The following is a 12,616-nucleotide window of genomic DNA, read 5'->3' as shown; positions in this document are numbered from 1 at the left end:
ATGATGCAACAGTCATTCTATCAAGCAGTTACGCAAGTTTAGGCTACTTTGTTTATTTAAGAGAATCCATCTTAGAAATTAAAGTAGACTCCATATATATAACGGCAGCACAGTTAAGGGCTGCTTTACAAACCAATCATTCAGGAGCAACGTTCAAGATAGTATATAATTATCCGAAAATTACAACTGTATAACAATTTAACAGCGCAATTGAATTATCCGATGATACTACCTTAATTAATATAGAGAATATTATCAGTACCTATGTAAGTGTAGTTGTAAAAGCAGAAGATGGAACACTTAAAACCTACGCTGTTTGGTGGTATTGGTGGATACGCCGGAAAAATAACGGCTCAAAATCCATAAAAAATTAGAGCAAGTCTCCTTCAAAAGTCGATGAAAAACTCGGTTTTTGAGGGGGATTTTCTTTTATCCTTAAACTTCATTATGCTAATAATTTAAAAGTACGAATGTCAGCTATTGTCCCTCTTCAAAAAGTAAATCCGTGAGAAAATGGCACTTAAATCATCTGAATTTAGTAGATGGTTTTCTTGTACTGTATATATATTTGGCAATTGTATCCCGTAGCGAAAAGCCCCCACTTGACTAGAGATGGCTCAAAATGGTTTACTAACGCACCTGCTAAAAAATAGAAAAAGGGAAGTAAATCCATTTTTGTATGTTATAATTTTCAAATAATGATATAAAAAAACAAAAAGGAGTATAATGATGCGATTCTTTAAATTATTTTTTGCAGCGTTACTAATCTTTACACTAGTATTACCTACGACTTCTCATGCAGCGGCAGAATACAAAGAGGTAAATGCATTTACTGAGTTTGACTTTGAAGGTAATTCTTTTGTAGGTAGTCAAGTAGCTATTACGTCAACAGGAGATATTATTGCGTTAGTAGAAAGTGGTGAGCGTGATTATAAGCTTGTTAAGTACAATAATGATGGACAAACATTAAAAGAAGTTAATTTCACACGTCCGGATGCAGCATTTTTAGTAGAACAGCCAAATGGAGATTTATTAATTTTAATATTAGATTATGAAAAACAAACACTAACAGGATATAATGAGAATTTCGTCCGATTATGGTCTAACTATTTAAATTATGAAAATTACAATTCGGAATATACAAAACCTTATTTTGCAATTCGTCATTTCTCTGATAGCACTTTTACAATTCTACATGTAAAAGCAAACTCTGGTATGGGGCCTTATGGAGCAGATGCATTCCACTTTGACTATAATGGCAATACTGTAAGCAGTTCAACATTAACAATTCCAGTGTGGTCAGAGTATTTACATCCAACAGATAATGGTTATGAATTCCATTTATATGGTGCGGATGGTAAACTTCCTGATTATCTTAATGATGAAAAAGTGAGTGTAACGTTAGATTCACCAATTGAAAGTATGGTTGAAGTGACTTATATGGAATCTACACCGAAATATTATTTCTTGTCTTTACCAAGTGTAGATTTTAAAGTAGTTGCTGTAGATCGTTTTACGAATAAGCAAGTATCGATGCCAAGTGACTATACTTCGGCAGACTATTCTTTAGAACGTGAAGAAATTTATTTATATAATGACAATAGCGTGCGTATTTTTGATGTAAATAGCGCAAAAGTTATTTCGACAATTGAAGCAGTAAAACCTTATGATTATAACGAAGAAATTCATGCGATTTATGAAGAGGAAGACAAAGGTGTTATTACATTTTTAAATGAACAAGGTCAAAAACGTGGAACAATTGCAGTAGGTAGTAGCTATTTCAAAATTTCAAAATTGAATAATGACCATTTATATGTAAGCTCACCTACAGGCACGATTGTCTATGATTTTGCGACATTAAAAGCCATTACGACATTACCTTATAAGGGCAGTAAATTTTATAATACAGTTACAGGTGATTATGTAGTAGTAGAATCTCATTATGAAAGTGTAAGCAATGTATTTACATTGAGTAAAGTAGATGCACAGCCGAGTACCCCTACTAATAAAAATTGGAAAGTAACATTTAATGAGTCTGTTGATCCTACAACAGTAACGTCAGAGTCCGTTTATGTCATCAATGCAGCTGGTATAAAGCAAAATGTAACTTTAGAAGTAAAGGATAATGAAATTAACATTAAAGCACCGACAAGTGGCTATCCTGCAGGTGATTATGTTGTATATGTAACGAAAGATGTAAAAAGTGCGAACGGTAAAGCACTAAGTAAATCGGGGGAAAAAGCATTCACAGTAAAATAATTGCATGTTTAAAGCGCATGCGATGTTAAGATTTAAATACGTATTTTAATGGCTACTTGGCTTTTGTTGAGTAGTCTTTTTTTGTTTAGGGAAGCACCAGTACTTATGTTGAAAGCTTTTAAATATTTAACCCAACTTTAACCTTTATATCATATACTAAGAAGTGGGAGATAAGTATTGAAATGAAAGGTTCGTTGACGGATCGCCGTGTGCGGTGAAAGCCGCTTGCATGGTGAAGGCTCGTTATAAAACTGATAGATAGAGAAGGTATAAGACGAGAATAGTGTTTTAGATTTATCGAGTGTTGGAATTAATACTTTTGATGGGAATATCACTAACACTTCTACTACTATGCAGTACAGTTTAGATTCTACAAACGGTACAAATGGAACTTGGATAGATGCATTATCATCAAACACACCTGTAACATTAGCTACTTTTGTAGGTAATGTTTATGTGCGTGAAAAAAATAATCCTTCTAATGTAAGAATAGTCGCTGAGTCTCCCAATGCTCCAACATTTACTGCAGCATACGCCGGTCCCACTAATTTATTAGTAGGATTACCAGGCAACGCTAATAATTTGGAAGGTAGAGTTTCTGAAGATGGAGGGAGTACTTGGACAGAGTGGATGAACTTATATCCAACCAATGCTGATGGTGAATCTAAATGGGTTACAACAATAGGAAATATTACTCAAGTTCGAGTTAAAGCAACAGCTAGTACATTAACAGGTTTTTCTGCGCAGCAGACTTCAGTTGCTGCTCCACGATAATTAGCCTAAAAAAATACTTGAAATTAACCTCACCTTTTTCGGTGGGGTTTCTTTTTGCACATCAGGAAGATGATATGCAGCAAACATATTTTAAAAAGTTAAGTGTGTTTTTCAGTATGGTGCCTGTCATTCATCGAAGTTTATAAAAATTTGTATAAATAAACAGTCATAGTTTGGCTCTATTTTTTCACTATTTAACCTAACTTTAACCTTTGTGTCATATGCTAAGAAGAGGGAGATAGGTATTAAAATGAAAGATTCATTGACGGATCGCCGTGTGCGGTGAAAGCCGCCTGCATGGTGAAGGCTCGTTATAAACCTAAGAGATAGAGAAAGGATAAGACGAGAATAGCGTAACAACAGGGGCAACAATAACAGGTGTAGGTACATCTTCAACGGTTTTACAATTAGGTGAGACAACTACTAGAACAGTAGCAACAACGGAAGCAGGAACAAAAACATGGTCATCAAGTAATCCAGCTGTTGCGACTGTTAATGCAACTACAGGCGTAGTCACAGCTTTATCACCAGGGACGACAACGATTAGCTATACATCAAGTAACGCTAAAAGTAATAGTGTAAGTGTTACGGTATTTCCGGCAGCAACAGCAAAAAATCCAACGTATACGCAAGTATTACAAATGGGCGAAGTAATGACAGCACCAGTGGGAGCAGGCTTATCTGCAACAGCCACTAATAAGAGCTTTATATCTGGAACATTAGGAGTAGCCACAGTAAATGCTACAACAGGTCAAGTCACAGCTGTGGGAGCTGGTACTTCAAATATTACGTATGTTGGTAAGGATGCGAATGGAGTGGTCATTGAGAAAGGAACAGTAACTGTGACGGTTCATCCACCAGCAGCCGTAGGAGCAGTACCTACAGTTCCAGCGCCCTACTCAGTAATTGGATGGGGCGCAGCAGCAACGGGTTTTACAGTGCCAGGTGCGGGTCAAACTATCCGTTGGTATGTAACGAATGGTACAGGTTCGGCTACAATTAACCAAAGTATGGGGGCTGTAAGGGGTAGTGCAGCTGGGGATGTAACTGTATCCTATAAAATTGTGGATAATGCTACAAGTGTAGTGGCATATAAATCTGCTCCAGTAACGGTTACCATTCCGAATACACCAAGAGTAAACATTTCAGCACCACATATTGATGGTGGAACAATTGGCGGACCATATTCAATGTCAGCTAATGTTAATTTAACAGTTGCAATAACAGGGGAAAGTGGCTCAGCTGTAACATTCAGTAATCCAAGAAGTAATGATCCAAGTATTGCGACTGCAGCGATTACTGGTCCAAATCCTTCAGGAGATGTATTTTTAGATGTAGCAAAAGTTGGTTCAGGTGCAGCTTTTATTACATTTGATTATACAGATAGCAATAATGTAACTGGAACAATGACTTGGATATTTAATTTTCAGTAATCCTAAAATATATCCTGGTTAACTTTAGTTGTAAAACTAAAACACGCGCCTGTGCAGATACTAACCAGAACCATTTGATAACGATGCTGTATCTAGATTTGACAATGAACACACACCATCAATCAAAATCGCAACAAATAAAGCTTTAACTATATAACGTACTAATGAGTAGTATCGTTCAAGCCTTTCATTCTGTCATGGAGTGGAGGGCTTTTTCCAATTCAAGGAGAAGATTTACATGGGAGACGATTACGTTCACCAGAGGATATTGATGGGACAGAGCCTCTTGTAGAAGCAGGTAAGATTTTAGGCATTGATGTACTGGATCATCTCATTTTAGTATCGGAGAAATTTGTTGCCTAAGATTATTAAAGATAGGGCCAACTCAACGAAATATTACGGCTAAATATTTTTACGTAGCTTTTTTATGTTGAAAGATTTCACTATTTAACCTAATTTTAATCTTTGTGTTGTATCATAAGGAGAGGGAGATAGGTATTGAAATGAAAGATTCATTGACGGATCGCCGTGTGCGGTGAAAGCCGCCTGCATGGTGAAGGCTCACTATAAAGCCGAGAGGTATAAAGTGAGAATAGCTCAGCGAATAATCAAAGTCCAGTTGTGCAAAGTGTTATAGCCCAACAAATATTAACTGCAGGTGTTACCCCATCACGAATCTTTGACTTAAATGAGCTGTTTTATGATCCTGATGGAGATGTAATGTCCTACTCAGCGGTTAGCAATCAATCACAAATGGTTAGTGCCATTATAAAGGGGAATATTTTAGAAATTAGCCCTGGTTTAAATGCAGGAGAAGTAACGATTACTATTACTGCAACTGACGGTCAGGGCGGAGTGGTAAGTACTACTGTTGTTGTGCGAAACGCACCACTTGCTCCGAATGGTTATAAAAAAATTAGTACGAAACAAGGAGTAACAGGAGTTTCTTATGATTTGTCGGAAATATTTCCAAATAGTACCCGCTTTCTAGTATATAAGGGAACACCTACAAGCACATTGTTTGGTCCAAATGTATTAACAGGTAGGATCTGGACAGCACAGCCAATAAATACGTATGAATGGATAGTAGCTGAAGATGGAACTGCAGTGATTCTGGATGTGTCAGTTAAGCAACAAGGTGCAGTCGAGCTTTTCTTTTCGGAGTATTTGGATGGTGGAGATGGCAGAATAGCAATAGAGCTTTTTTATAAAGGAAGCGGTAATCCATCTGAGGAATTACATGGATATGAGTTGGAGGTTTATCAATACGATATACAAACCAATTCGAAGAGATCTTTTTCTAAAACCATTCTTAAAGCATTACCCAATATGCCATATATTTTTCTGAATAGTAGTTTTTACAATGCATTTGATATAACCCCCATTACTTATTATAATGATGAGTTTCTTTTATTTGATCCAGGTAGATTCAAAACAACTGCGCTTGTTTTAAAGAAAGAGGGCAGGATAGTAGATGTGTTGGGAGATATAAACTCGACAGAACAATTATTAGAAAATGGCGGAACCATCGTGAGAAAATCAGGGATTTATACTGGCTCTGAACGATTTGACTTATACGGTGAGTGGGATAAGTATCCAAAAGGAACATATCAGTTTTTAGGGCGACACGGTCAGTAGAACTGATTTTGAAAGAAATTCGTTGCACAAAGGAACGGCTATAGTTACATTAGTATTTTCTTATAAAGTTATAGAAAAACTAAACGATAAACCGCGAAAATTACTTTAATAACCAATATTCTACCTAAAATCACCTTTCTTTTTACCGAATTTTAACCTTTGTTTATCATAATAAAGGGGGGAAATAAGTTAAAAGAAAAACTGCTGACGGATCGCCGTGTGCAATGAAAGCCGCCTGCATGGTGAGGGCTCTTTATAAAATCAATAGGCAAATAGGGATAAGACGAGAATAGCGTACCGAATATAAATATGAGAACTTTAAACAATGACCAAGCGTGGGCACGTCAATAGAATTATCCGCACAGGGAATTGTATCAGCTGAAATTGAAAACAGGAAAATTAAGGTTATTTCTATTTCGGCAGGTCCGGTAGATGGTACCGTACTCTTGAATATGGCGACAGGGGCATTCACATATAAAACCATATGAGACTATATAAGTTGAAGTAACAAATATTTTTGTTGAAAATATTTGTTAGGAGTTAATCAGCAAATTCTCAAGCATTTTTTACTGAAAAGTGAGAAAAGAGCCATTGCTGGAAAATGTAGATACAATCATTCAGAAAGCAGGAATTTATACAGGTTCTGAAATATTCAACTTATATGGAGAATCGGATATTTATCCGAAAGGGACATATCCGTTTTTATGGCGGCATTAATATACGAAGTACTATGCACGGCATTGTAGGTATTAAGAAAGCTATAGAGTACTCAATGTTCGAATAGTTGGGCGTAGTTTTTCAAAGGGCACTATCGAGATTCAAAGCTTCTCGATAGTGCCCCTTTATGTTTGGAAATAGGCATGAAATTCGACTTACTTTTGATATTTCGTACCAGTACTCAATCAATCTCGAATACTTTTTGTGATAATTGCTCTTCATTTTGCATAATTGTAATTAAAATAGAATGATTTTCGTATTGGGGTTTAATTTTTTCTAATTGAGCTTCAGCTAATTGATTGGCTTGTTCTTTTGACATGTCTTCCGTTACTTGAATGGTAGCTAATACTTTTTTTAAGCCGTCTATAATCATTATATCGACTTTTTCTACTTTATCTTGTGATTCTAATTCTTGCACTATATCTTCATTGCTAGATAAAGAAAGTGTTTCAACAATTTCGTTTATTTCTTGTTGTTCTTGAGTTTGATTATTTTCATTATTTGTATTTGTTGAATCAGAACATGCAAATAACAAGGTTGATAATATTAAAGGATAGTAGAGTTTGCGTTTTTTCATCATAAAATCTCACTTTCATCATAATGGCTCTCCTTTATTTTACCTTAATTTTGTTGTTTTAACTACAAATGGTTTTTAGTTACGTTCATTTCATATTAAAAATGTTAGTGCATTCCAATGATAAAGGATTTAGTCAAAAATTTAGTACATGTATAAATACAAGTTTTCTTCATAAGAGCAGTTTAGGCTCCTGAAAATGATATGGATTAAAATAGGTAGTTAATATATACAAATAACCCTTAAATGTTATATAATGTAATAAAAGTATGTTGATTGATATGATAAATCTATATAAATTTATTGGAGGAGAATGACATGAATCATAAGATTAAAAAAATATTAGCTGCCTTTATTTTAGGGGTATGTATCGTTATTCCTATCACGAATGTACAAGCAGCAACGTCTGTAAAAGAAGGTATTTATTTTGAAAAGACAAAAGAATTTTATACGGTTATTCAATTAGATAAGCTATCCATCGTTAAGATAGGTACATTATTTTCCCAAAATCAACCAGCTCAAATTTATCTTTATTTTTCAGGTGTAGGTGTAGCTAGCTTAAAACAAGCAAATGATTTAGGGCTTATTGGTGCAGCTAATGCAAATGGTCATAAAAATAATCCTGAAAACATTATTCCACAAGGGAATTATAGCGATGCAAATGGCAATAATGTTCCGGTTAAAGGAGATATTTCCCCTACTGAATTTGAGATTCTTTCGATTGAATAGACAATGACTTGCTAATAATTTTAATGACACTACTGAGTTAATTCTCAGTAGTGTTTTTTTATTGGACTATTTAGAAACATGTTTATTTTTATTTTCTCAGTGAAGAGCGACGAGTGTAGCTGATGGTATTCGCCTTGTAGCGAGTGCATCCAGTGGAGAATGAATGATAAAGCGATTTTCTTGAATAGTGTTCTTATGTACTAATTAGAAACGGGATTATGAAATTCATTTGAATGAATCAAAAATACTTTTTAACAAAAGTCGAATATACCTAATTTAACCATTATATTGTAATATATGGTTAAAGGGGGGGTTAGTGAATAAATATATGAAAGCAGCATTCGTGTTACCGGTTGTAATAGCAGCTGTACCTATGGTAGCTAGTGCAGAAGAAGTAGAGTATGTGAAATGGAATGAAGTAGAGGATACATATCATTTATATGATGACGTGCGGACGATTACATTCTCTCATGCGGTAGACCCGACTTCTTTAGCACAAATTACAGTTTTTGATGAAACGGCGAAGAGGGAAGTAGCGACAGTTGCAGAAATCGGTGCAACTGATCATCAATTGGTGATTAAGTTAGCAGAAGGGAAAGAATATGAAAATAATCATTCCTATACGTTAACGATTAAAGGTGTTAAACAAAAAGACTCAAAAGAGGCGATTGCACCAACGAAGTACTACTTTAAAATGATTTATAAAACACCAGAGGAAGTGCTATTTGCAAATAGTTATATCGTAACGAACACTTCAAATGAAACGAAATCATTTAAAGTGCCGGTAGGGGCAACGTACATTACCTATGATGAATATGGTACAAGTGGCACCTCTCATCGTAGTGGTGTACAAGTAGCTCAAGAGCAAAATGTAACATTAGGAAAGAATGATCGGATGACCGTGTCATTTACGACAAATACGACTTTAGCTGCGCAAGAAGGGTTTAAAGTAGAAGAATCTAAAGATGCTTCCCATACCATTTATAAATTATACGAGCGTAATAATATAAAAATTACAGGTCAAGATCGACAATCTTACCCCCAAGTCTTCTTTGGCAATGCTACAGAAAAAGTATATGCTTCCTATGCAGAATATAGTTCAACTTTAGAAGCTAGTGATTTTGAATATCGAGTAGAAGCAGATAAAGCGTTTAAAAATAGTTCGTTATTTAAATTAGATAATATGATTGTGACAAATGAGGATGATGGAGTTTTATATGTATATGCTCCAAAAACAACATATGGTTTAACACAAGTGGAAGCAGTTGAAGAAAAAGCAGTTGTCGCATTATCAATAGAAGGAAGTGAAAAACTTGTAGCAACATCTAAGGAACCAGAATATCATACTCAATTAAACTATTCTGTGCCACAGGGGGATTGGAAAATTTCTTATGCCTCTTATGATAAAGATGATGTGTCAAGTATTGGGTATGATCGTCAAGAATTGGCGTCTGTAACGGTTGGTTATGACACAATTATTAAAAATGAAGTAAATCAGCCATTAACAATTTCAGGGCCTGCACGCTATGTTAGTTTAGAGAAGACAGAAGAAGAACCACTTACTTTCTATGAGTTAAATAACGGTGATAAAGTGAAAGTGACGTCTAATTTAAAAGAGCATCATACTATCTTTATGAGGGAACCTTCAAATAAAGGGGTGTACTCTTCTATTCATTACGATGTAGATGAGGTAATGAATGCCAAATTTAATCAAGAAGTATATGAGTATGGAGATGATGCGTTTACGGTAAGTGAGAAATTCTCAGAACTTATTGAAAACGTAGGCACGCCATCGCTACTTTTATATGGACCGACAAGAGCGGTTACATTTGAACAACATACTGAAGAGCTATTTACAAAATTAGAACTAGCACCAGGGGAAAAAGTGCAAGTAAATGCTAATAAGGATACAAGACTTTACCTAAAAGATCCAACAGGAAAAGGGATTTATAAAATCACGACGGATGGTAATAATACGCAAGAAGGTAATTTTGCATATATTACACAGGGGCATTTTATTATAAATGGTGATAGTAAAATGATAGAGAATATTGGAAAAACACCGATTACAGTATTTGGTGCAAAAGAGGAAATTTCGTTAATTGAATAATCACTACAATGAGCAGTTGCGCCAGGAGTAATGTAAATAGGTGACTACACTGAAAAACAGAAAGGGTGTCACAAAGGTATTTGTGACACCCTCTTCTGTTCACTGCAAATAATTAAGAAGCTTTAGTGTTGTATAACCATCCCATACACTTACATTTTTATTTTAACCTTGTACCATCCCAATAGCCCCAAACGATCCCGCCCTTACTTCTGTATTGGCCGTCAAAGCTCATCCCATTACTTGACATCGTGAAAATAAATTCACCATAAGTGAGGTCGTTTTCATAATAGGTCCCAATTAAAGTATTACCCTGGACTGTCCCTTTGAGCTCACCATAACCATAAGTACCATAACTATAAGTACCGGTTACATTTGAGCCAGATTGAGTAAATTTGATAACACCATAATCAGAATTCCAGGATCCAGACCAAGTCGTATTGTAGCTAGCTGTTGGTGTAGCAGACACGATTTTAGAAGGGGCCGATTCGTTATAACTTTTATCAACGGCTGTGAGATAGAAATAATAAGTCGTACCATTTTGTAAGTCGAATAAATCGACAATCGTTTCATCCACTATTAATGATTGACCATCTTCATAAGAAGCTTTTTTGAAATTGTTAGAAGAGCCTACACTCACATAAAGATAATAACCTAGTAAATCTAATTCAATATTTTCATACCAATCGATTTGCACTCTACTATCCATTGCCTCTGCTGTCACGCCAGTTGGTGCTGCTGGTGGAGTTGTATCTTTTGCTTCAAGAGTCGCTGTGATTGTGCTTGATTTTATCGATTCATTGCCACTTTTATCTACCGCTGTAACGTAAATAGAAATTTTAGACCCATTCCATTTACTTAAGGAAATCTTGTTCGTAGTGAAGAGATATCCTCCTTCATTGTTTGTCAATTTCGTATAATTTGAGCCGTTTAAACTGTAGTAGATAAAGTATCCTGCTAAGTCAGATTCGCTATTATTATTCCAATTTAAGTAGTAGGTATTCCCTTCCATGATGACACGAACATTCGTAGGTGAGTTTGGAGCAATTGTATCAGTAGGTGGATTTTTTACGATGGTGAATTTCATGTGAATTTTACTTTTTAAAGTTGTAGTAGATGATTGTTCTGAGATCGTATTACTTATATATAAAGTATACGTTTCGCCTGGTGTATAGCCGTTCGTTGGAGCATAGACAAACACTTTAGTGCCATCACTCGATATTTCTAACCTAGTGTCTACAATACGTCCAGTGGAAGATTGTACATAAATATTATTTTTGTTGATCGAGGTAGCATTTACGGCTTTAGAAAAACGGATGGTCCACATTTTGGCTGGATCGATATTGTAATGTGTTTCCCACTGTTGTGTTGGGACTTCGCCACCTGGTGAGTCGGATTGCAACACATAGGTGAACAGAGCTTTTCCAGGTAAAATGTCATTGATACGAATTTTAGCATACTTGTCATCATGTGTACGAAGTAAATAAATAGTAGGTTTCAACTCTAAATAAGTCTTCCATTTCCCTACAAACTTGCTAGAGTCAATCGGCGCCTGTAGATCCACATCAGTACCTAACTCGACAATAGCGCTAGCGCCTATATAACCACTTGTTGTCATTACGACATCTGCTGTGCTCGAAGTCGTTGTCAATTTCATGTCTGATAAATTTAACCCACCATTAATTAACACATCTCCATACCAATTTAATATATACGGATGTAATGGGTTATATTGCCCTTCCTTTTCACTTGAAAAATGAACTAAGCTCGCAGCACTTCCGACCAATGGGTACAGCACCAATTGTGAAATCACCAATGCCACTGACAATATAAACAACATACCTTTCTTCACTTCCAATTATCCCTCCTTCAAATGTTAGAATATTCACACTTATATTGTAAATTATTTAGTTAAATATAGCTATATTTTTTAAGAGTAATTTGAAATTTTATACAGAAAGATATTTCTTATTTCTATGGATAAATCAATAAGTGCTACAGTAAATCTCTTTTAGTTAACACGTTATATAAATCGTTTTAGAACTGTCGACAGTGAACGGTCAAAAAGCTGCCGTATCCGAGCAAAAAGTCACTGCATCCGGTCAAAACCATCTGGTGCGAGCAAAATGCTGTCGTATCCGAGCAAAAGCCCACGTTGAACGGTCAAAACACTACCGTATCCGAGCAAAAAGTCACTGCATCCGGTCAAAACCATCTGGTGCGAGCAAAACGCTGTCGTATCCGAGCAAAAGCCCGCATTGAACGGTCAAAACACTACCGTATCCGAGCAAAAAGTCACTGTATCCGGTCAAAACCATCTGGTGCGAGCAAAACGCTGTCGTATCCGAGCAAAAGCCCGCATTGAACGGTCAAAACACTACCGTA

Annotated in this window: 8 protein-coding genes and 2 pseudogenes; 8 read left to right on the top strand and 2 right to left on the bottom strand. The window is 35.7% G+C overall.

The genetic code is table 11. From position 1 onward, the window contains the following. Window positions 1–729 precede the first annotated feature (729 nt). The 6 genes and pseudogenes from AC3II9_RS02200 to AC3II9_RS02175 form a co-directional block, all read left to right on the top strand. Complete coding sequence (locus tag AC3II9_RS02200) at window positions 730–2,259, top strand: Ig-like domain-containing domain (protein WP_489152848.1); 1,530 nt, start codon at window positions 730–732, stop codon at window positions 2,257–2,259. A gap of 351 nt (window positions 2,260–2,610) precedes the next feature. After that, on the top strand, window positions 2,611–3,033 hold the full coding sequence (locus AC3II9_RS02195) for a hypothetical protein (protein ID WP_489152847.1): 423 nt from the start codon (window positions 2,611–2,613) through the stop codon (window positions 3,031–3,033). Between the two features lie 371 nt (window positions 3,034–3,404). Continuing rightward, window positions 3,405–3,557, top strand: a pseudogene (locus tag AC3II9_RS02190) (Ig-like domain-containing protein); the annotation flags it as partial. Between the two features lie 129 nt (window positions 3,558–3,686). Beyond that, window positions 3,687–4,466 carry a hypothetical protein gene (locus tag AC3II9_RS02185; RefSeq protein WP_489152846.1) on the top strand — a complete coding sequence of 260 codons (780 nt, stop codon included), beginning with the start codon at window positions 3,687–3,689 and terminating at the stop codon, window positions 4,464–4,466. 189 nt (window positions 4,467–4,655) lie between these two features. Beyond that, window positions 4,656–4,829: a JAB domain-containing protein gene (locus tag AC3II9_RS02180; RefSeq protein ID WP_489152978.1), complete on the top strand. Its 174-nt coding sequence runs from the start codon at window positions 4,656–4,658 to the stop codon at window positions 4,827–4,829. Between the two features lie 255 nt (window positions 4,830–5,084). Further along, window positions 5,085–6,104: pseudogene (locus AC3II9_RS02175) on the top strand (Ig-like domain-containing protein); the annotation flags it as partial. Window positions 6,105–7,002: 898 nt separating this feature from the next. On the opposite strand, the gene AC3II9_RS02170 reads toward AC3II9_RS02175, so the two are convergent. Continuing rightward, a complete protein-coding gene (locus tag AC3II9_RS02170; protein ID WP_489152845.1) occupies window positions 7,003–7,398 on the bottom strand; it encodes a hypothetical protein in 396 nt (131 codons plus the stop codon). 315 nt (window positions 7,399–7,713) lie between these two features. Between AC3II9_RS02170 and AC3II9_RS02165 the strand changes: the two genes are divergently transcribed. Beyond that, complete coding sequence (locus tag AC3II9_RS02165; RefSeq protein ID WP_489152844.1) at window positions 7,714–8,124, top strand: hypothetical protein; 411 nt, start codon at window positions 7,714–7,716, stop codon at window positions 8,122–8,124. Window positions 8,125–8,440: 316 nt separating this feature from the next. Further along, entirely contained in the window at window positions 8,441–10,234 is a 1,794-nt protein-coding gene (locus AC3II9_RS02160; RefSeq protein ID WP_489152843.1) for an Ig-like domain-containing domain, read from the top strand. 157 nt (window positions 10,235–10,391) lie between these two features. Here AC3II9_RS02160 and AC3II9_RS02155 read toward each other — a convergent pair whose 3' ends face one another. Beyond that, window positions 10,392–12,083, bottom strand: coding sequence for a fibronectin type III domain-containing protein (locus tag AC3II9_RS02155; RefSeq protein WP_489152977.1), 1,692 nt, complete (start codon window positions 12,081–12,083; stop codon window positions 10,392–10,394). Between the last annotated feature and the right edge of the window lie 533 nt (window positions 12,084–12,616).

This window comes from Lysinibacillus sp. RU7 (assembly GCF_057837305.1).
The sequence above is the reverse complement of the archived record's forward strand: the minus strand, read 5'-3'. Positions and strand labels throughout refer to the sequence as shown.

Coding starts and splice junctions, on each gene's coding strand:
- AC3II9_RS02195 (WP_489152847.1), top strand. CDS start 2,611: ATGCAGTACAGTTTAGATTCTACAAACGGTACAAATGGAACTTGGATA.
- AC3II9_RS02170 (WP_489152845.1), bottom strand. CDS start 7,398: ATGAAAAAACGCAAACTCTACTATCCTTTAATATTATCAACCTTGTTA.
- AC3II9_RS02165 (WP_489152844.1), top strand. CDS start 7,714: ATGAATCATAAGATTAAAAAAATATTAGCTGCCTTTATTTTAGGGGTA.
- AC3II9_RS02185 (WP_489152846.1), top strand. CDS start 3,687: ATGACAGCACCAGTGGGAGCAGGCTTATCTGCAACAGCCACTAATAAG.
- AC3II9_RS02200 (WP_489152848.1), top strand. CDS start 730: ATGCGATTCTTTAAATTATTTTTTGCAGCGTTACTAATCTTTACACTA.